Here is a 19,212-nt window from a genome sequence, read left to right on the forward strand (position 1 = left end):
GGCCGTGCCGCGAGTGCTTCCGGCCGGTCGCAGCCGGGCTTTCCGCGGGCGTGGCCGGAGCAGGCCAGCGGTCCAGCGAAGTATCACCGGGGCGTCGCTTGAACGGCGCCCCTGCCAGCGCTGATACTCGTGCGATGCCCCAGGTTGAGGCGGCGGTCGGCCTCGGGGAGCCGCGGGTCGCTGGACCGGACCTGAGCACCGTGGCGCGCCGGGACGCACGCCGCGCAGGACCTGACGGGTGCCCGCGGCCGGGGGTGGCGGCGAGCTGGCGGGACGGGGCCGCAGATGCGCCCCGCGACAGGGCAGAGGTGATGCATGGCGGAGCAGGTCGAGCGCGGAGACCAGCCCCCGGGGCGCAAGGGCATCGATCGGCGGACCCTGCTGCGGGCCGGCGGGGTACTGGGCGCCGCAGGTGCGCTGGGCGCCCCCGGCACCGCCGCCTACGCCTCCGGACGGCCGGACAGCTGGCTGTACCCGGGCGACGAGGGCTACGACCAGGCGGTGGCCGGCTTCAACACCACGGTGACGCGCGGGCCGGAGGCGGTGGTCCCCGCCCGCACCGTGCGGGACGTGCAGAAGGCCGTGCGGTATGCGGGACGCCACGACCTGCCGGTGTGCGTGATGGCGACCGGGCACCAGGCGTCGGTCTCCTTCGAGGGCGGGATCCTCGTCTCGACCGCGGCGATGGACGGGATCCGGGTGGACGAGCGGTCCTCGTCGGTGCGGGTCGGCCCCGGAGCCCAGTGGGGCCCCATCGCGGAGGCCACCGCTCCGCACGGCCTGGCGGGGCTCGCCGGCTCCTCGGTGAGCGTCGGAGCCGTCGGCTACACGCTCGGCGGCGGGCTGAGCCCCACCTTCGGCCGGCTGCACGGCTACGCCGCGGACCACGTCTCGCGGCTGGAGATCGTGACCGCCGACGGCGAGCTGCGGGTGGCCACTCCGGAGCGCGAGCAGGACCTGTTCTGGGCCGCCCGGGGAGGCAAGGGCAACTTCGGGATCGTCACGTCGATGGACTTCGGGCTCTTCGGCGTCCGGACGCTCTATGCCGGCGCGATCCTGTACCCCGCCGAGGCGGCGGCCGACGTGCTGCCGGCCTGGCGCGACTGGGCCGCGGAGGCTCCGGAGAGCGCGACGACCTCGGCGGCGTTCCTGCAGGTGCCGCCGGACGCGCCGCTGCCCGATGAGGTGCGCGGCCGGATCGTGGTCAGCGTGCGGGTGTCGTTCGTGGGCGACGCGGCGGAAGGCGGCCGGCTCGTGGCGCCGCTCCGGGACGCCGCCCCCGCCCTGCTGGACACCGTCGGCGAGATGCCGTTCACCGACTGGGACCAGATCCACAGCGACCCGGAGGGGCCGATCCCGGCCTATGAGCGGACCAGTCTCCTGGGCGAGCTGCCCGACGAGGCCATCGAGGCGATGATCGGCCTGGCCGGGGCCGAGTCGGGTTCGCCGATGGCCCTGGTCGAGGTGCGGCAGCTCGGCGGCGCCCTGGAGCGCGAGCCCGAGGTGCCCAGCGCCGTGGGGCACCGCGGCGCCGCCTTCACGTTCTTCACCATCGGCCTGGCTCCGCCCGAGCAGGTCGAGGACGTCCGCGCCTACGCCGACAGGCTCGTCGCGGCGATGGAGCCGTGGAGCACGGGCGGCGCCTACGTCAACTTCCTGTCCAGCGACGAAGCGGACCCGTCCGACGTCCGGCGGGCCTACGAACCCGAGGTCTACGAGCGCCTGGTGTCGGTGAAGTCGGAGGTCGACAGCGCCAACATGTTCCGGCTCACGCACAACATCCCGCCGGGCTGACCACTGCGCCGGCAGCGCGCGGCCCGATGCCCGCCGCCCGCCGGGTCAGGGCGGGCCGGCGGAGTGCCGGCGCAGCCGCGACCGGAGCCGGAGCATCCGCCGGCACACCTCGGCCAGCTCGCCGGCAGCGAACCGGGCCGGGATCTCCGCCTCCCCGGAAGCGGACGCGGCCGGGTGCGCGCCGCCGGGCGCAAGGCTGACCGCGCCGTCTGCCGACACCCGGACGCCTTCGAGGGCGGTCCACTCCTGGTTGAGCGCCACGGCACCGTCGAGGGTGAGCGCATCGGGCAGGCAGAGTTCGACAGCGCCGCTGCGGACGCGCACCGGATAGCCGCCGGGCAGCCCGGCAACGCCCGGGAGGCTGGTCCGGAACTCCCCGCCGCCGAGCAGCGCGTCGAGGACGAGCGCGGCGACATGGCCGTGGATGGCGTTCAGCTCCGCCCGCGACGCGGCGCGCTGGGGGGCGAGGAGCCCGGTGACGCCGGCGACGGGCGCGCCGTCGAGCCAGGCCAGCGCCTCCTGCTCCGGGCTGTGCGGGGCGTGCAGGTGCCAGTGGTGTCCCAGGACGCTCAGGCGCGCCTGGTCCCGGAGCCCGAGCCCCGCCTGGAGGGTGGCGGCGAGCAGCGCCACGTTGCCGATGCCGCAGAGCACCGGCAGCCCCGCCGCCTTCAGGACGGGGTTGACCGCGTCCGGAAAGCAGGCGTTGACCAGCTGCGGTGCAGTACCGGAGGAGGCGAGGGCGCGAGCGAGCTCCAGTGCGATCGCGGACTGCAGCGGGAGGGTGAAGCCGAAGCCCCGCCGGCGGATCAGGTCGGTCCAGGCCGACGGCGTGTGCGTGCCCTCCCACGGGGACTGGTGGGAGGCGCAGTTGAGGACGAGGGCGGGCCGGCGCTCGCGCAGGACCGGGCCGAAGGCGCCGGCCGAGTACCGCTCGACCGCGGCCGGCCGGAACCGGGCGGGGGATGTGCTCAGCGCCGCGCGCGCGTTGGCCACGTAGCTGATTTCCGCGGCGTTCGCGGCGGTCCTCGACACCACCGTCACCGTGCAGGGAGCGGTGCCGATGGTGGCGAGGGCGTAGCAGACGGCCCTGGTGAGCGATCCGCCGCCGACGATGAGCACATCGGGTCCCGGCACCGTCACCCCTTCCGCCCCCGGTCCGCTGCCCGCGCCGGGCGGCTCCGAACCCGCCGCGCGGGCCCGCTCCGGCGCATTGCCGGCGTCCAGCAGCCGCTCAGGGGCGCGGGCGTCACCGGTGCTCCTCGTCACCGCGCAGGGTGTCCGGCTGGACCGCCGCCGCGGCGTCGTGCCCGGCGTCCACGACCCGGTTGTCCCCGTCGACGAAGACGATGGTCGGCTCGTGCGCCTTGACCTCGTCCTCGCTCAGCGCGGCATAGGCCATGATGATCACGATGTCGCTGGGCAGGGCGAGCCGGGCGGTCGGGCCGTTGATGCCGATGATGCCGGAGCCGCGCGGGCCCGGCATCACATAGGTCGTCCACCGCTCGCCGTTGTTGAGGACGACGACGTCGACCTTCTCGTGCTGGAGGATGTCGGCCGCCTCCATCAGGTCCGGGTCGATGGTGATGGAGCCGACGTAGTTCAGGTCCGCCTGCGTCACGGTCGCGCGGTGGATCGTCGACTTCATGAGTTCACGCTGCACAGTGCTCTCCTGTCGGTGGTAGGTGTCCGATTCCTGGCGGCTGGGTTCAGGTGCGGCCGTGCTCCGGGGTGCCCGGGACGGCGCGCAGCATGTCGGCGAGGCAGTCCACCTCGACCGTCTGGGCGCGGTCCACCGCATGCTCCAGGTGGTGCAGGTACATCCCGGAGCCGTGCACCACGACCTCGCCGAACCCGTCGATCAGTGCGCGGTCGGCCGCGTTGGCCACGCCGGTGAGGACCATGGCGAGCGACCACTCGGCCAGGGCCCGGGGGTCGGCCGGAAGCTCGCATCCGCTGCCGGCGAGCAGCTGGCGCGCCAGGCCGTAGCGGGTGAGGCACTCGTACAGCGACACCGCGATTCCGGTGCCGCCGTGCGCGGCGATCAGGCCGGTCATCTCGGGCGCGGTCACCGGCTCCCGGGTGTAGAAGGTCGGATCGATGTCCTCCTTCAGCGACCAGGTGGCGGCGGGGAAGTGCGGCGTTTCCTGCTGGCGCAGCAGGCCCGTCTCCGGGTCCGGCCGGTAGGCGACGTCGCTCTCGAAGCCCGCGCCGCCGCTCAGGCAGTGCGCCACCATGTCGCTGGTCGCCAGGTGCTGGACGAGGAGGAACCCGGGCTGGGCGACCGGCAGGCCGAGCCCAGCCAGGACACCGAGGCCGTGCTGGTAGCCGAGCAGCCCGTAGGCGCTGGACACGGCGTGGGCGTGCAGCCGGCGCCCGTGCTCCGGGCCGGCCCCGCCGAACTCGTAGTCGAAGAACGCCCGGCAGGCGTCGGCGGCCTTGTAGTTGGCGATGTCCAGCGTGTACCAGATGCGGCAGGTCCGGGGCCCCTCGAGCTGTGCGGCCCGGACGAAGTCCTGCCCCAGCTCCTTGACCGCGGCCGGCTCCGGCCCGTCGAGGACCATGACCGGGTTCAGGCGGCGCAGCTCCTCCGACTCGGTCAGCAGGTTCCTGCGGAACTTGTACGCGGTGCGGGCCGGCGTGAGCGTCGCGATCCGCAGTTCGTCCGGGGCAGCGAGCCCGAGCCCGATCGCGCGGGCCACGGCGTCCCGCAGGGCCACGGCCTTGTTCCCCGAGGACGGGCAGAAGATGAGGACCGCTTCGCCGGTGCGGCGGATGTGGTGGACGGCGCGCGCGACCATCAGCAGGGAGGCGGTGCTCTTCGTCGTGCGGACTTCGGGGTTCTTCATCAGGTCCAGCAGCACGAGGCGCGTGCCGCCGTACTCGCCGAGGTGCTCCCACGAGGCGCCGGCCGGGCTGAAGAACTCCTCCCAGGTGTCGGTGAGGTCCGGGTAGGCGAACGGCGGGCTGAAGCCGTTCCCCGCCCGGTTGCCCAGCTGGGCCGATGCGCGCTGGATCCCCTGGTAGTACCGCGTGATCAGGCTTTCCGATGCGGTCGTCCTGATGGCCTTGCCGAACATGCTGCTCGTGGCGCGGGAGGTGGACTGCGTCATCTCGAACTGCCTTCCGGGTGGGTCGGGGAGGGGCGGCGTGGTCTGCGTCCGGAGCCGTGGCAGGGGGAGCGGGGAGGGTGCGGCCGCGGCGGCGGAATCCGCGGAGCACCGGGGGAGCGGGGCGCCCCGCCCGGCGTCCGCGGGTCCCGGGCCCGCCACCGGCGAGGCCGGCCCGCTTCGGCTCCGGCCGCCGGAGGGGGCGGCGCGGTCACTCGGACCGCCGTGCTCCGAAGACGGGGCCGGCCGGGGCGGCCAGCCGGGTTCCGGGTGCGGGCGGACGCAGCCCGTCGGGGCGGATCGGCCCGCCCGGCGCCGTACCCAGCAGGCCGGCGAGGCGCTGCGCCCCCTCGGGGAGTACGGGGGCCGCCCACGCAGCCAGGCCGGCCGCGATCGCCAGTTGGGCGGTGAGCGCCTGCTCGTAGGAGTCCCTGCCGCGGGGCCGGTCGCGGTGGTGGGCCTGTACGTGGCCGAGGTCCTCCGCGCAGGCCACGATTTCGTCCAGCAGCGCGGTCGCGCGGCGCGGATCGAACCCGCTGACCGAGTACGCCTCGGACAGCTCCGCGACGCACCGGCGCACCCGCCCCGACAGCCCTGTCCAGGCCGCACCGGACGGGGGCCGGTCGGGGACGGCGCCGCCGCAGTCCTGCTCCACCGCAGCCAGCAGCCGGTGCAGCCACCCGTTCCACCCGTGCCGCAGCCGGCCGGCGGTCCGCTCGAGTCCGGCGGACGTGAAACTGGTCTGCCGCCCGGTCGGCCGGTCGGCCAGCACGTGGAAGCGGACCGCGTCGGAGCCGAACGCCTCCAGCGCCTCCAGCGCCCAGACCACGTGCCGCCGCGACGTGGAGAACTTGGCGCCGTCGAGCAGGTAGAACTCGTTGGTGACGAGCTTGGAGGGCAGGTTGCCGCCCGGTGCGTAGGCGTCGAACAGCACGGGGATGAGCACCGCTTGGAAGAAGCTGTTGTCGATCCCGAAGAACTGCACGGTCTCGGCGGGCGGCGGCCCGTACTCCGCCGGGTACTGGCGCAGGTAGCTGGGCGCCATCTCCAGCCATGGCAGGATCCGCTGGTCCTCGAAGCCGGGCAGCGCCGTCGGCACGCCCCAGTCGCCCGGATGGCTGACGGCGAGGTCGGGGAGGCCTTCGGCAGCGAGGTTCTCGCACAGCGCGAGCACCTGCGGGCTGAGGTCGGCCCGCTCCCAGAATCGGGCCAGGCGCTGCGCCGAGGGCGCGAGGGGCAGGTACAGGCGCTCGCAGGGGCGCAGCTGCGCGGGGCGCTCGCAGATGGCGCAGCGGGGGTCGGCCAGGTCCGCGTTGTCGTTGGGCCTGCTGCAGATCTCGCACATGCAGCCGCTGGAGGCGCTGCCGCAGTGCGGGCAGCCCCCGCTCACGTAGGCGTAGTCCAGCCACCGGTCGCACGCCGTGCAGAACGGCAGCGGCCGGGTGCGGGGCACGATCACCCCCTGCTCGTACAGCCGGCCGAAGAACCCCTGCACGAACGGCTCGTAGCCGGGATCGCGGTGCGGAACGACGACCTCGTCGAAGCCGATCGCCGCCTCAGACCACGCCCGCACGATCAGGTCGCAGTGCTCCTCGTCTGCTTCGATCGGCTTGCGCCCGTCCTTGAGCGCCTGCAGGGCCACGTGGCTCTCGGTGATGTCCAGGCCGGTGGTCAGCACCGACGGCACGTCCTCGGCGCGCAGCGAGCGGTTCAGCACGTCGGCGGCGATGTAGGGGCCCGCCAGGTGGCCGACGTGCATCGCGCCGTTGGTGGCGGGCTGGGGGACGGTGATCCATACCCGCGGGCTCATGACGGCTCCTCGTCCGGGACCTCCTGCACGGGCCAGTAGAGGTCGAGGAAGGCGAGCCGCTCCGTGCCCGGGTTGCTGACGACGTGCCCGTGGCGGGGCGGCAGCACCAGCATGTCGCCGGCGGTGAAGGGCTCGTCCTCGTGGCCGTCCATGTGGACGATTCCGGAGCCGGACAGGCCCACGATGATCTCGTCCTGGGTGTGGTAGTCCACGCCGGAGCGGCCGCCCGGTTCGACCCAGAGCGCCATCGCGCCGAACGGCAGCTCCGCGGACTCCGACCACGGGAGCACCCGCTGGCAGAGCAGCCCGAATTCGGGGATGGCGGAAGCAGGGTCCATACGCAGTCGGGTAATCACGATTCCTCCTTCAAGGGCTGGTCAGGCCCGTGGTCCGCGTCCGCGGACGGCCGTTGATACAGGTGCTTCTCGGATTGGGGGGCGAGGCGCCGCACTGCGGGCCCGCCGGTCTCGGTGATCACGGCTCCGTGCCGCCGCAGGCGGCCGAGCAGGTCCTGGAGCAGGGGGCCGGTGAACACCTCGGGCGCGCGCAGGACGCCGCGGGGCAGCTCCGCGCCGGTGCGGAGCAGCACCCGCACCGACTCGGCGAGAACGCCGCCGGTGAGCAGGGCCATGCCGGAGGCAGCCGAGGGCCCGCCGCCGCGGGCCACGACCAGTACGGACCTGCGCTCGGGCTGCGGGCCGGCCGCGACCCCCTCGGCAGCCAGGACGGTCACGTCCCGGTCCTGGGCGCCGGGCGCGATCCGCGGGGCGAGCACCGCGTCGAGCACGTCGCGCGGGGCCACGCTGACGCCGCCCGCGCGCACCGGGTCCTCCTCCAGCAGGCCGATCTCCGCGAGCAGCCGCACCTTCTCGGCGAATCCGGGCCAGCGCAGGGTCTTCTGCGTCATGGCTGCCACGCCGGACAGCAGCGGGCCGTCGGCCGGCCACGCCTGCAGCGCATCCTGGCTGGCCTCCAGGACGCCGACGCCGGGCACCTCCACCAGTTCGGTGCCGGTGAACCGCCCCACCTCGGCGATCCGGCCCCGGCGGACGGCATAGGCCGGGCGCTGCTCGATCGTCAGCCGGGGGCCGAACCAGCTGCTGTGCCCCAGCGGGGGGCGCGGCTGCTGCGGGACGCCGCCGCACAGGAGGCTGAGTTCCGCGCGGTCGCCGAGGCGGGCCGCGAGGTCGGTGGCCAGGATCTCGGTCAGTCCCGGCTCGAGGCCCACTGGCAGCAGCGCCCGGCAGCCCGGGGGAGGCGCGATCAGCTGGCGGGGGTCGCGCGGCGGCTGCCCGATGCCGGTCACCGGCACTCCGCGGCCGAGTGCATGGGAGACGATCGGCTCGGCGTCCTTCCAGGCCAGTGCGGCCGCAAGGACGTCGGCGCCCTCGATCGCCTGCCGGACCCGATCGTGCTCCCCGGTGCCCTGGACTACCCCGACCGCGCCGGCCAGCTCGGCATAGCGGTTCCGGGCGTGTGCGGCCCGGTCCGGATCGCGGTCCACGAGCAGCAGGCGCAGGCGCCCGCCGCGCACGTCCTCGGCGAGGCTGTCGGCGGCGGCGGTCCCCATGGGGCCGCAGCCCACCAGCACGCAGTGCGGGGCGCCCACCTCAGGCCCGCCGCCTCTCCGCTGCCACCGCCGCACCTCGGCGGGCACCGTCCGCCGCGGCCTCCTCGTCCGCGGCGTGCGGGGCCGGCCAGTGCGAGGCCGACGTCGGCCCCCCGGTCGGGAAATGCGGCTGGCCGGTCAGGGAGTTCAGGATGTGCGCGGCCCGCCAGGACGCCAGGCTCAGGTTGGGGTCGGCGATTCCGTGCGAGCGGCGTCCGGCGTTGAGGAAGTAGATCCGGTTGCGGTCGGGGCCCGCCCAGGGCACCGAGTAGTCCTCCCGCAGCGGGAGGCCCAGCGGACCGGGGTCGGGAAGCCGGTCCGCGAGCGGATCGAGGAAGCCGGGCAGCGCGAACTGGTAGCCCGTGGCGAGCACCACGGTGTCGGCTGCGGCCCCGCCCCGGGCCCGGGTGTCCTGATGCAGCAGCCCCAGCTGCCAGCCGGCTCCCCGGGGGCGCAGTTCGCGCAGGGCGTTGCCCGGCAGCAGCCGGTAGCGGACGGGATCGGGGTCGGAGAAGTCGTTCTCGTAGAGCCGGCGGTAGATGTGCTCCAGCAGGCCGGCCGAGATCCCGTCGCTGGCCAGTTGCTGCTGGCCCAGGAGGCCTGGCGGCGCTGCGGGCCGAGGCGGTGGAAGTAGCGGACGTAGTCCGGATGGAAGTACTCGTTGGTGAAGGCGGAGTCGTCCATACAGGCGAAGGTGTTCCGCCTGGTGATCCAGGTGATCGAGGCGGGCCGACGCCCGGGCGGCCGGTCCAGCAGGTGGGAGAAGACCTCGGCGCCGCTCTGCCCTCCGCCGACGACGGCGACATGCTGTCCGGCCATGCGCTCCCGCGCCGCGAGGAAGTCGGACGAATGCAGGACCTGCGGGCCCATGTGCGCCTGCGCGCAGGCCGGGACCGACGGGGCCAGGCCCGCTCCGACCGAGAGGTTCCGTGCGGCGTAGGAGCCGTGCGCGGTGTGCACGTGAAAGGCGCCGGAACGGAACTCCACGTGCGTCACGCCGCGCTGGAACTCGGCATTGGCGAGCTGCCCGGCTGCCCACGCGTAGTACTGGGCGAATTCCCAGCGCGGCACCGGGACCTGCGGCGTGCTGGCGAAGCGGTGGATGCGGCCCGTGTGCACGAGGAAATTGAGGAAGCTGAAGCGGTTGGTGGGCTCTACCAGGGAAACGAGGTCTTTGAGGAAAGAAACCTGGAGATCCGACTCCGGGAAGAGGACGCGGGGGTGCCACCTGTTGTCCTGGCGCTGTTCCAGAAAATGCGTTCGAAGGTGCGGAACAGAGGTCGCCAGGCACGCCGTGCTGAGGTTGAACGGGCCGAGTCCGATTCCCAGAAGATCGAATTCAGGGCTCCGGGCGGGCGCTCCGCCGGCCGCGTTCTTGGTGCGTATTGGCTCCCCTTCGGTGTGCGCGCCCTCGCCGGACTGGCCGTTGTCCGCCTCCCGCTGCGCCGACCGGCTGCGATGGGCTGGAAAAGCGTCGGGGAGTCCGGGTGGCAGCCCATCATGGGCGGGATCGCTGCCACCAGGAGTTGCCGTGTCGTTCATGAACTCTCCGTCTCTCCGGTGGTCGGCGCGCCCGCGGGGAAAACGGGCGTGCGGGCAGAGCGCGGGGCCGGAAAGGAGGTGTCTGAGCTGGACGTCAGGCGTGGAGGGGGCGAGGAATGGATCCAGGAAAAGTCTTCCCTATGCGCTCATGCACGATATTGGCCGGGTCGATGAAATTCAAGGAGCGCGGCGAAGTTTGCGCGGTATGAATAGGCGCCCTGGCGTGAACGCGAGGCGCAGCAGGGGTCATTGGTGAACACCGGGGAACACCATCACCATGGGTTTCCCTGGACATTTGGGTGGAAAGCGGGATTGCATAAGAGAAATTGCAAGGTGTGCGCCGGGCGGGCGGGGGGGGGGTACCTGTTCGACCATGACCAGTCGCTCGGTAATCTTCGCTGGAACGCGCTTCCTCCCTGCCGAAGTTATCCCCGCTGCATACGGAGCATTGGAAGCCGGCTACAAGGTGGCACTCCTGTCGCCGGCCCCGCCGCTGTTCTCCTCGGCGGCGCTGTCCGGTATCGAGATCGTCGACATGAGCGATCGCGCCCGGGCAATTGAAGCCGCGCTGCGGCTGGCCGAACGGACGAACGCGCAGGGCGTCGTCACTTGGTCGGAGCTCTACGTGGAACTCACCGCGGCTATTGCGCGGAAATGCGGATGGCCGGGGCCGAGCCCCGAAGCGGCGCACCGCGCCAGGAACAAGCATGCGATGCGCCAGGCTGTCGCAGACCGGCCCGACCTGATCCCCGCGTTCCGCATCGTCCGCAGTCTGGCGGACCTGCGGTCGGCCTATGCCGCAATCGGTGCGCCCGCCGTCCTCAAACCGGCCGGCGCCGCCGGAAGCAAGGCCATTCTGACAGTGGATGCCGGCTGCGACCTGTCCGAGCTGTTCGCCACGGCCAGCCGGCTGACGGCACTGGAGCGGCGCGACCCCTACTTCGGCGAGTACCCCGGTGAATTCGTGTATGAGGAGCGCCTCGGCGGCAGCGAGCACTCGGTCCACGGGTTCGTCTGCCGCGGCAGGATCCTGATCGCGGGCATCGCCGACAAGTGGGTGACGCCCGAGATGTTCTCCGAGTACCAGTCGGTCTACCCCTCGGGCCTCGGCGGCCCCGAGCAGGAGGCGGTCCGCGCGCTCACCGAGGCGGTCGTGGCGCGCGTCGGGCTGGACAACTGCGCCTTCCACCTGGACTGCCGCGTGCTGGACGACGGCACCGCCCGCATGCTCGAAATCGGCGCCCGGCCCGGCGGCGGATACATCACCTCGCACCTCATCCCTGCCAGTACGGGCGTTCCCTTCCACGCCAACCTCGTGCGGGTGGCGACGGGGGAGGAGCCGCACATGGCCCCGACCCGCTCCCTCTACGCGGGCGGCCGCTACGTCCTCGCCACTGAACCCGGGGTGTTCCGCGGCTTCGACGGGCTGAACGACGTCCTCGGCCTGCCCGGTCTCGAACAGTTCACGATGGAGAAGCAGATCGGCGCCGACGTCGTCCTCCCCCCGGAGGAGGCCCTGAGCTCCCTGCTCGGCTCCGCCATCGTCCGCGCCCCGGACTACGGCGAGGTCCTGGACCTCATGCAGACCGCAGACGACCTCGCCCGGCCGCGCATCACCGGCCGCTGAGCGGCCCTGCCCGCGGCCGCCCGGCGAGGACGCGGCAGGCCGGCAGGAGCCGCGATGCAGTGACCGGCCGGCACTGCGGGTTTCCAGCAGGACGGGCAGGAGGTCCGCCGCGGCGCTGTCCGGGACAGGGAGGCGCGGGGCGCGCCGGTGCTGCGCCGCTGCCATCGCGCGGCAGGAGCGGAGGCTGCGTCCGTCCCCCGGGGATCGGCAGCGCACGGACGGGCCGCGCTGGAGTCCGCAGGCGGGGATGCGGCGGTGGTACGGTGGTAGTGACCGTTTGCTCAACGAGGGTCACTACGAAGGGCTGCAGATGCCGCGACCGCTCGTCCCCAACCGGCGCGGGCGCCTCCTCGCCGCCGCGCGGGAACTCTTCCATGAGCAGGGGTGGCCCCGCACGACGGTTGCCGACATCGCCGCCCGCGCCGGCGTCGGCAAGGGCGCCGTCTATCTCGAGTTCACCGACAAGGCGCGGGTCCTCGACGCGCTGATCCGGGACAGCACGCGCCAGCTGGTGGACCAGGTGCGGCAGCGGGTGCAGAGCGCGGACGGGCTGGTCGGCCTCGCGCAGGTCTACCGCTTCGGCGTCGAGGAGCTGCTGGGCGACCCGCTGATGTGCGCCCTGTACCTCGGCGACGCCGACCTGCTGGGCGCACATATGGCGCAGATGCCGGAGGAGCGCTATCGCGAACGCGTCGGCTGGCTCGACGAGTACGCGCGCGGGCTGCAGCACGCCGGGGTGATCAGCGAGGGCATCGAGCCGGACCACATCGTCCGGATGCTGAGCACGTTCACCATCGGCCTGGTGCGCGCCCCCGGCCTGATGGGGCCGACCACCGGTGCGGACCTGTCGGCCTCGGTCGCGCTGTTCGCCGACGTCGTCGGCCGCGGCCTGGCCGCGGACCGCATCCCCGACGCCGACGCCGCCCGCGAAGCGCAACTGCTGCTCCTGCGGCGGCTCGACGACCAGTTGGCCGCGTTGGACGCGGGCACATGACCAGGCGCGCGCTGCCTTCCACCCCGAGCACCGCCCAGCCAGCACCCCACCGGGACCGACAGCCAAGGGGCAGACGATGACGGCTCCGCTCCGCCCACCGGGTACGGACGAACGGTCCGTCCGCACGCCGCACGGCGTGCTGCGCGTGCTCCACTCCGGTCCCGGCTCGTCGGAACGCCCGCCGATCGTCCTCATCCACGGCGGCGGCTCCGACAACGCGGCCATCTCCTGGTACCGCCTCTTCGCGCCGCTGGGCGAGGAGTACCCGGTGTGGGCCGTCGACCTCCCCGGATTCGGCGGCAGCATCGACGTGCCCCCCGCGGGCGGCCCCCGGGAGCTCGCCGACTGCGTGGCCGGCGCCATGGCCGCCCTGGATCTGGAGCCGGCCGTCGTCTTCGGGGTCTCCATGGGCGGGGACGCCGCCCTCAACCTCGCCCTTGCCCATCCGCAACGGGTCCGGGGCTTCGTGCTGGTCGCCCCGGGGGGACTCGTGCCGCGCCTGCGCAGCCGCGCCGTCCAGTTCGGCGCGTGGGCACTGGCGTCCCTGCCGGACTGGATCCTGCTCCCGGCGACGCGGCTGGCCAACCGCTTCGTCGGTTGGGCCCTGCGCGCGATCGTCGCCGACCCCTCGACCCTCCCGCCCGAGGTCGTCGCTGAGTTCGCCCGCGAAGCACGCCACCCGCGCGCTGGGCTGGGCTACGGCCGCTACAACCAGGCCACCATCGAGCGCACCCGGATGAACAACGACCTCAGCGGCGCGGTGCACCGGATCGGGGTCCCGGCGCTCCTCTTCCACGGAGCGGCGGATCCGATGGTCGACCCGGAGGGGTCGCGCCGAGCGGCCCGGCAGATGCCGCACGCCCGACTGGTCCTGGTCCCGGACTGCGGCCACTGGGCGCAGCTGGAAGCCCACGACCGGTTCCTCGCCGAGGTCCGGCCGTTCCTGGACGGAGCCGTGGGAGCCGGGCCGGAGCGGGGCGGGCGCTGATGGCGCGGGCGGCCGTCAACGGCACCGAGATCGCCTACGACATCGCAGGCGAGGGCGCACCGGTGGTGCTGATCCACGGGCTCGGCCTGGACCGGTCGATGTGGTGGCCGCAGATCGGCGCCCTCACAGCCGCGCACCGGGTCATCGCAGTCGATCTGCGCGGCGCGGGGGAGTCGGGGAGGCTGGGGCGCGGGCTGCCGGTCCTGGCGACGCAGGCGGGCGACCTCGATGCGCTCCTCGGCCGCCTCGGAGTTGAGCAGGCCGCAGTGTGCGGCATCAGCTACGGGGGCCTGGTGGCCCAGGAGATGGCGCTCTCCTATCCCCGGCGGGTCTCCCGGATCATGCTCTGCGACACCTTCGCCGACACGCGCCTGTCCGATCGCCGAAAGGAGGCAGAGCTGCGCATCGGCGCCTACCTCGCCGCGCCGATGCTGCTGGCGCCCGGACTCGTGCTGCCAGCGCTCCGGCGGATCTACGCGCGCTGGCCGCACGCCCGGGAGGCGGTGGTCGACGGGTACCGGTCCCTGCGCAAAGCCGAGACGATCCGGATGCGCCTGGCCGCGAACCGGGTGGACAACACCGCGCGCCTGCCCGGCATCTCCTGCCCGGTGCGGGGCATCGTTGGGGATGGCTCCCCGCAGCTGGTGGAACTGATGCAGCGGCTCACCCGGGCCGCCCGCGCGGAAGCACCGGAGGTCATCGCCGACTCGTTCGACCCCAGCAACCTCTGCCAGCCAGCGGCGGTCACCGCTGCGATCGAGGCTTTCGTGCGGCAGCCGGGCGCGTGACGGTGAGCGGACCGCGCGACCAGCACCCGCAGCAGACCGGGCGTCAGGGCTCGCTATCCCCGCACAGCCCTCTCGAGCGTGCGCTCTGAGGCAGCGCATCGGCGCGGCCGAGGTGCTGAGAGAGCGGACCGCCCGTCCTGAAGGGCCGTGCGGGGCCTCGCTGCGCGTTCGACCCGAACGCCGTGCGCAGGCTGGCGTGCGGAACCCAGGCGCTCACGGCGGCGCTGCTTCCCCTCGCGGCTGCAATGGGGATCCTTGTCCGCAGGTGCCGCAGCCGCTGAAGAGCCGGGGGATCGGCCTCGCTACTGCGGCGGTGGAGCCGCACCGCGAGCACGAGACTCGGCCCTCCTCGCGGACCGCGGACCGCGGGCGCGCGGCGCCGCATCGCGACGCGTGAGCAGCAGACCGGACGTCAGGGCTCGGTTGAGGAGCGGGTCGCGAGGATGCGCAGCACCGGGGGGACCAGCATCGCCGCGGTGAACAGCACCATCCCGGCCGCGCTCAGGGCGGCCATCCCGTACACGCCGCCGAGGTAGAGGGCGGGCAGGGCGACGAGGGCGGTACCGCCGGCGGCGGCCTGGGCTCGGGTTGTGCGGTCCATCGGAGCACCTTTCCATGGCGCGGACGTGCGCGGCTTGGCGGAGCGACGGGGGCGATCAGGCGACGGCGAGGACGGCGGCGCCGATCACGGCGGTGATGAGCAGGGCCAGGGGGAGGCTGAACCGGAGGACGTCGCCCTCCTCGCCGAGGATCCCCGCAGTGGTCGTGCCCAGCAGCACATTGCCGGGGGAGATGATGTTGCCGACGGCGCCCCCGGCGGTCTGCGCGCCGAGCACGGCGGAGGTGCTGAGCCCGGCCGCGGCGGCGGTGGTCTGCTGGAAGCCGCCGAACAGCAGGTTGGAGGCCAGGTTGGAGCTGGTCATGAAAGCGCCGAGGACGCCGATGAACGGGGCGAGGAAGGCGTAGAAGCCGCCGGTCGCCGCGGCGGCGCCGCGGGACAGGACGTCGGCTTGCCCCGCGCCCTGCATGACGGCGGCCATGGCGACCAGGGCCACCACGGCGACGGTGGAGGGGATCGCCTTCTCTGCGGTGCTGGCCCAGACGCGGCGCCAGCCTCCGCTAGGGATGTGGCCCATCCGGCGGTAGGCGCCGTATCCGATGAAGGCGGCCGCGAACAGGAACGTCCCACTGTGGGTGAGCAGGGAGATCTCTTCGGCTGCCGCCTCGGTGGCGAAGCCGAACCCGGTGGTGAGCTCAGGGAAGGGCAGAGCGAAGGAGAACTGCGCCAGCGTCTGTTCGACCGGCGGGGCCAGGAGCACGCCCAGGGTGACCGCGAGAAGCGCGTAGTAGGGCAGGAACGCCTTGGCCAGCGACATCTCCGTGCCCGTCTCCGCGGCGCCGGGCCGGGCCGCGCCCGGCTCGAAGATGCGGCCGCCGGCCGGGGCCTGCCGGTAGCGCGGCAGCCGCCCCAGGGCGAAGATCAGCGCGAAGCCGGCGATCCCGGCGATGAACCCGTTGAGCACGTCGCTCCACTGCGACAGCCCCAGCGTGAGGCCGCCGTGCACTAAGGAGACGGCGGCAACGGCGGGCAGGCCGGTGCGGACTCCGCGGAAGCGGTCGTAGAGCCAGCACACCAGCAGTCCGCCCAGCAGGTTCAGGACCCAGATGAAGGCCGATGCGTACAGCGCCGTTGCTGCCGCCTGGGCCGGTTCCATCGCGGTCACCTGCTTCAGCCCCAGCCAGGCCACGCCCAGAGTGCCGAAGGTGTTGTTCCAGGCGTGGCCCACCAGCGGGATGACCACGGCGTACAGCGGCCGCACACCGATGCCCACCAGCAGCGGTGCGCACACCGCAATCGGGACTCCGAACCCGGTGACGCCCTGCAGGAACGAGGCGAAGACCCAGCCGAAGGCCATCACCTGAATCAGCGGGTGGGGCAGCAGGCGGGCGATGCCCCGGCGGAACGGCTCGAACGCGCCGGCCTCGCGGGTGACCTCGTAGATCAGGATCGCCGGCCAGACGACGTAGAGGATCGTGAGCGCGTCCCAGGTGCCCTTGACGCTCTGCAGGCCGATGTCGGCCGGCGACATCCGGAAGGCCGTCGCAGCCACGGCAGCGGCGGCGATCCAGGCCAGTGGCCCGGCCTCGGCGGCGCCCCAGCGGCGCAGCGCCATCATGAACACCAGGAGCGCCAGCGGAAGCAGGGCAAGGCTCCAGTTCAGCAGAGTGAGGGGGATCTCCATGGGCCGTCCCTTCGGAGGGCGGACCGGGTGGTGGAGCGGCGCGGGTCACCAGCCCAGCGCGATCCCTTCGCCGCGCGGGTCGGCGCCGCCCATCAGGACGCCGTCGTCGGGGTCGATGAGGATGGCCTGGGCATGGCCCATGACCGCGTCGAAGCCGGAGACGGTCTGCACCGGGTGCCCCAGGTCGGCGAGCCGGGTGCGGGTAGGGCCGTCGAAGCGGGACTCCAGGCGCAGCGCCTGGGTGGGATCGCCCCATGTGCGCCCGTAGAGCCAGCGGGGGCCGTCGATGGCCTGCTGGACCTCCTGGCCGAAGTCCACGATGCGGGTGACCAGGGCAGTGGAGGTCTGGGGCTGCCCCTCACCGCCCATGGTCCCGTAGACGAGATAGGGGCGGCCGTCCCGGAGGAGCATCCCCGGCATCAGGGTGTGGAAGGTGCGCTTTCCCGGTTCGAGCCGGTTGACGTGCGACTCGTCCAGCGAGAAGAAGGAGCCCCGGTTCTGCAGCAGGATGCCGGTGTCGCCGGCGACGAAGCCCGATCCGCATTCGTGGTACAGGCTCTGGATCACCGAGGCGGCGTTGCCCGCGCCGTCCACCACCACGCTGCAGGTGGTGTCGGACCCCAGGGCAGCCCGGGGTCCGCCCGGCGCTGCGCGGGCACCGACGCGGCCGCGCAGTTCCTTCGCGCGTGCGGGGGAGAGCAGCTCGTCGAGGGGGATGTCGGCGAAAGCAGGGTCGGTGAGGTGGCGGTCGCGGAGCGCGAAGACCTGTTTGGTCGCCTCCACGACGGTGTGCAGGTACTCGGGGCTCTGGTCGCCCATACCCGCTAGGTCGAACCCCTCGAGGATGTTGAGCATCATCAGGTGGGCGAAGCCCTGGGGGTTGGGCGGGTGCTGCAGGCAGTCGTAGCCCCGGTACGAGGTCGACAGCGGCTGCATCCACTGCGAGGTGTGGGCGGCGAAGTCCTCGGCCGTGAGCAGCCCGCCTTCGTGCTGGAGTGCAGCTGCCGCCTCCGCGGCCACCTCGCCGGTGTAGAAGCCGTCGCGCCCGTGCCGGGCGATCGCCTCCATGGTCGCGGCCAGGCGGGGGTAGCGCACGATCTGCCCCTGGCGCGGCGGCTCGCCGCCGGGCAGCAGGGTGCGGCGCGAGGCGTCGTGGCTTTCGAGCACCTCGCGGACCTCGTGCAGGAACCGCGCCTGGCTGCCGCAGGCCGGGTGGCCATTGCGCGCGTAGTCCACGGCCGGCTCGAGCAGCCGGCGCAGCGGGAGGCGGCCGAAGCGGCCGTGGGCGGTGCACCAGCTGTCTACAGCGCCGGGAACGGTGATTGCGGCCAGTGGTCCGCGGGTGGGGATCGTGCTGTGGCCGAGGGCGGCGAAGCGGGCGCGGTCCGCGGCCGCACCGGCGCGGCCGCTGCCGTTGAGGGCGTGGGTGCGCCCGGTGGACGCGTCGTGGATCAGCCAGAAGGCGTCCCCGCCCACCCCGGTCATGTGCGGATAGACCACGCCGAGCGTGGCGTTGACGGCGATTGCCGCGTCGACCGCGGTTCCACCGTCCTGGAGGACCTGCAAGCCGGTCAGAGAAGCGAGGTAGTGGGGCGAGGAGGCCATGCCGTGCTGGGCCAGGCTCAACGGTCGCGTACTGAACGTCATGGAACCGTCCTGTGGAATTGGTAAGACCTGTGGACCGGGGTCGTGAGGACATTCCGTATGCAGTATTCAAAGTGAACCGGTCTGGGTGGGCGGTCAACCCCTGCATGGCGAATTGGTCAGACCGGTCGACCGCTCCGGCGGTAGCATGCGGGGATGGAGACGACCGGGCCTGACGGCGCGCTCATCCGTCCGGTAGTGCGCACCCGCATCCACGAGGAGGTGGCCCGCCAGCTCCGGGACCTCATGCGGCAGGGCTCCTTGCGCCCGGGGGACCGGCTGCCCCCCGAGCGCGAACTCGCCTCGCGCTTCGCGGTCAGCCGGCCCACGATCCGCCAGGCGCTGTCCATGCTGCAGAGCCAGGGCCTGGTGGAGAGCCGCCCCGGCGCGGGCACCTTCGCTCGCTCCGCGACACCGGTGGTGACCGAGCTGACCGCCGCGCTGGGCATGGTCGACGCCTCGCTGGGCGATCAGCTCGAACTCCGGCGCCTGATCGAACCGGAGGTCGCCCGCGGTGCGGCCGAGCGGGTGAGCGGCGGTGAACTGGCGGAGCTGCACGCCCATATCGGGGCCCAGGAGCGCAGCATGGCCTCCGGGGTGCCGTTCGTCGCCGAGGACAGCGCGTTCCACCTGGCCATCGCCCGTATGACAGAGAACGCGCTGCTGGCCACGGTCGTGGAGGGGATCCACGAGCTCCTCAGCGGCAGCCGCGAGTTCTCCCTCCGCGCGCCCGGGGGCATGCAGAGGTCCCTTGAGGGGCACCGGCGCATCCTGGCCGCCCTGGAATCGGGCGATCCGATGGCGGCCCACCGCGCGATGCTCGATCACATCCTGGACGTGGAGCGGCTGAGCCTGCAGGCCGTGTCCGCCGGCGAAAGCGGGGCGGCCGCTGCAGCGGACGGCGCTGCAGGGCAGGGCCCGTAACCCGCCGGTGCCGTGCGGGTCCGTCGGGCAGCGGACTGCGGCCGAGCCCTTCCGGTAGCCGGCAGGAGCGGCAGCCCGGTCAGCGGCGCGCACGCGGTGGCTGCCGGACCCAGTGATGCAGAGGACGCCGTCGGCGTCTACG

At 73.2% G+C, this 19,212-nt stretch carries 16 protein-coding genes and 1 pseudogene; 6 read left to right on the forward strand and 11 right to left on the reverse strand.

Annotated elements, in window-relative coordinates; all coding sequences use genetic code 11:
* Nucleotides 1-315: 315 nt before the first annotated feature.
* Nucleotides 316-1,794 carry an FAD-binding oxidoreductase gene (locus ACYVGT_RS01320; protein WP_460854469.1) on the forward strand — a complete coding sequence of 493 codons (1,479 nt, stop codon included), beginning with the start codon at nucleotides 316-318 and terminating at the stop codon, nucleotides 1,792-1,794.
* A 45-nt stretch (nucleotides 1,795-1,839) separates the two neighbouring features.
* On the opposite strand, the gene ACYVGT_RS01325 is transcribed toward ACYVGT_RS01320, so the two are convergent.
* From ACYVGT_RS01325 to ACYVGT_RS01360, 8 genes and pseudogenes are all read right to left on the reverse strand, one after another.
* Entirely contained in the window at nucleotides 1,840-3,060 is a 1,221-nt protein-coding gene (locus ACYVGT_RS01325; protein ID WP_460854470.1) for a hypothetical protein, read from the reverse strand.
* Nucleotides 3,041-3,454: an aspartate 1-decarboxylase gene (gene panD, locus ACYVGT_RS01330; protein WP_460854471.1), complete on the reverse strand. Its 414-nt coding sequence runs from the start codon at nucleotides 3,452-3,454 to the stop codon at nucleotides 3,041-3,043. The genes ACYVGT_RS01325 and panD overlap by 20 nt, the downstream gene beginning before the upstream one ends.
* Nucleotides 3,455-3,500: 46 nt before the next feature.
* The gene (locus tag ACYVGT_RS01335) at nucleotides 3,501-4,904 is read right to left on the reverse strand and encodes a DUF6002 family protein (RefSeq protein WP_460854472.1); all 1,404 of its coding nucleotides are present in this window, start codon (nucleotides 4,902-4,904) and stop codon (nucleotides 3,501-3,503) included.
* A 208-nt stretch (nucleotides 4,905-5,112) separates the two neighbouring features.
* Nucleotides 5,113-6,711, reverse strand: coding sequence for a class I tRNA ligase family protein (locus ACYVGT_RS01340; protein WP_460854473.1), 1,599 nt, complete (start codon nucleotides 6,709-6,711; stop codon nucleotides 5,113-5,115).
* The gene (locus ACYVGT_RS01345; RefSeq protein WP_460854474.1) at nucleotides 6,708-7,067 is read right to left on the reverse strand and encodes a cupin domain-containing protein; all 360 of its coding nucleotides are present in this window, start codon (nucleotides 7,065-7,067) and stop codon (nucleotides 6,708-6,710) included. The genes ACYVGT_RS01340 and ACYVGT_RS01345 overlap by 4 nt, the downstream gene beginning before the upstream one ends.
* Nucleotides 7,064-8,281 carry a saccharopine dehydrogenase family protein gene (locus ACYVGT_RS01350; RefSeq protein WP_460854475.1) on the reverse strand — a complete coding sequence of 406 codons (1,218 nt, stop codon included), beginning with the start codon at nucleotides 8,279-8,281 and terminating at the stop codon, nucleotides 7,064-7,066. The genes ACYVGT_RS01345 and ACYVGT_RS01350 overlap by 4 nt, the downstream gene beginning before the upstream one ends.
* A gap of 40 nt (nucleotides 8,282-8,321) precedes the next feature.
* Nucleotides 8,322-8,696 (reverse strand): hypothetical protein, encoded by a 375-nt coding sequence (locus ACYVGT_RS01355; RefSeq protein ID WP_460854628.1) that lies wholly within the window; start codon nucleotides 8,694-8,696, stop codon nucleotides 8,322-8,324.
* Nucleotides 8,697-8,732: 36 nt separating this feature from the next.
* Nucleotides 8,733-9,862 (reverse strand): annotated as a pseudogene (locus ACYVGT_RS01360) (SidA/IucD/PvdA family monooxygenase); the annotation flags it as partial.
* Between the two features lie 448 nt (nucleotides 9,863-10,310).
* Between ACYVGT_RS01360 and ACYVGT_RS01365 the strand changes: the two are divergent.
* The 4 genes from ACYVGT_RS01365 to ACYVGT_RS01380 all read left to right on the forward strand — a co-directional run bounded on the left by ACYVGT_RS01365 (nucleotide 10,311) and on the right by ACYVGT_RS01380 (nucleotide 14,259).
* Nucleotides 10,311-11,489: an ATP-grasp domain-containing protein gene (locus ACYVGT_RS01365; RefSeq protein ID WP_460854476.1), complete on the forward strand. Its 1,179-nt coding sequence runs from the start codon at nucleotides 10,311-10,313 to the stop codon at nucleotides 11,487-11,489.
* Nucleotides 11,490-11,766: 277 nt separating this feature from the next.
* Complete coding sequence (locus ACYVGT_RS01370; protein WP_460854477.1) at nucleotides 11,767-12,483, forward strand: TetR/AcrR family transcriptional regulator; 717 nt, start codon at nucleotides 11,767-11,769, stop codon at nucleotides 12,481-12,483.
* 76 nt (nucleotides 12,484-12,559) lie between these two features.
* A complete protein-coding gene (locus ACYVGT_RS01375) occupies nucleotides 12,560-13,471 on the forward strand; it encodes an alpha/beta fold hydrolase (protein ID WP_460854478.1) in 912 nt (303 codons plus the stop codon).
* Nucleotides 13,471-14,259, forward strand: a complete 789-nt coding sequence (locus ACYVGT_RS01380; protein ID WP_460854479.1) for an alpha/beta fold hydrolase — start codon at nucleotides 13,471-13,473, stop codon at nucleotides 14,257-14,259. Before ACYVGT_RS01375 ends, ACYVGT_RS01380 begins: the two co-directional genes overlap by 1 nt.
* 412 nt (nucleotides 14,260-14,671) lie before the next feature.
* Here the strand turns inward: ACYVGT_RS01380 and ACYVGT_RS01385 are convergent, their stop codons facing one another.
* Genes ACYVGT_RS01385 through ggt form a run of 3 tightly spaced genes read right to left on the reverse strand, consistent with a single transcriptional unit; the run spans nucleotide 14,672 to nucleotide 18,149 of the window.
* A complete protein-coding gene (locus ACYVGT_RS01385; RefSeq protein ID WP_460854480.1) occupies nucleotides 14,672-14,860 on the reverse strand; it encodes a hypothetical protein in 189 nt (62 codons plus the stop codon).
* A gap of 55 nt (nucleotides 14,861-14,915) precedes the next feature.
* Nucleotides 14,916-16,502, reverse strand: coding sequence for an L-lactate permease (locus ACYVGT_RS01390; protein WP_460854481.1), 1,587 nt, complete (start codon nucleotides 16,500-16,502; stop codon nucleotides 14,916-14,918).
* 45 nt (nucleotides 16,503-16,547) lie between these two features.
* Nucleotides 16,548-18,149, reverse strand: coding sequence for a gamma-glutamyltransferase (ggt, locus tag ACYVGT_RS01395; RefSeq protein ID WP_460854482.1), 1,602 nt, complete (start codon nucleotides 18,147-18,149; stop codon nucleotides 16,548-16,550).
* 153 nt (nucleotides 18,150-18,302) lie between these two features.
* On the opposite strand from ggt, the gene ACYVGT_RS01400 reads away from it, so the two are divergent.
* Nucleotides 18,303-19,070 carry a FadR/GntR family transcriptional regulator gene (locus ACYVGT_RS01400; protein ID WP_460854483.1) on the forward strand — a complete coding sequence of 256 codons (768 nt, stop codon included), beginning with the start codon at nucleotides 18,303-18,305 and terminating at the stop codon, nucleotides 19,068-19,070.
* The last annotated feature ends 142 nt before the right edge of the window (nucleotides 19,071-19,212 follow it).

The sequence above is a fragment of the Nocardiopsis coralliicola genome, assembly GCF_054779695.1.

Excerpts from the sequence above, each read along its gene's own strand:
- ACYVGT_RS01320 (WP_460854469.1), top strand. The coding sequence starts at position 316 with ATGGCGGAGCAGGTCGAGCGCGGAGACCAGCCCCCGGGGCGCAAGGGC.
- ACYVGT_RS01335 (WP_460854472.1), bottom strand. The coding sequence starts at position 4,904 with ATGACGCAGTCCACCTCCCGCGCCACGAGCAGCATGTTCGGCAAGGCC.
- ACYVGT_RS01340 (WP_460854473.1), bottom strand. The coding sequence starts at position 6,711 with ATGAGCCCGCGGGTATGGATCACCGTCCCCCAGCCCGCCACCAACGGC.
- ACYVGT_RS01350 (WP_460854475.1), bottom strand. The coding sequence starts at position 8,281 with ATGGGGACCGCCGCCGCCGACAGCCTCGCCGAGGACGTGCGCGGCGGG.
- ACYVGT_RS01375 (WP_460854478.1), top strand. The coding sequence starts at position 12,560 with ATGACGGCTCCGCTCCGCCCACCGGGTACGGACGAACGGTCCGTCCGC.
- ACYVGT_RS01380 (WP_460854479.1), top strand. The coding sequence starts at position 13,471 with ATGGCGCGGGCGGCCGTCAACGGCACCGAGATCGCCTACGACATCGCA.
- ACYVGT_RS01385 (WP_460854480.1), bottom strand. The coding sequence starts at position 14,860 with ATGGACCGCACAACCCGAGCCCAGGCCGCCGCCGGCGGTACCGCCCTC.
- ACYVGT_RS01390 (WP_460854481.1), bottom strand. The coding sequence starts at position 16,502 with ATGGAGATCCCCCTCACTCTGCTGAACTGGAGCCTTGCCCTGCTTCCG.
- ggt (WP_460854482.1), bottom strand. The coding sequence starts at position 18,149 with ATGACGTTCAGTACGCGACCGTTGAGCCTGGCCCAGCACGGCATGGCC.
- ACYVGT_RS01400 (WP_460854483.1), top strand. The coding sequence starts at position 18,303 with ATGGAGACGACCGGGCCTGACGGCGCGCTCATCCGTCCGGTAGTGCGC.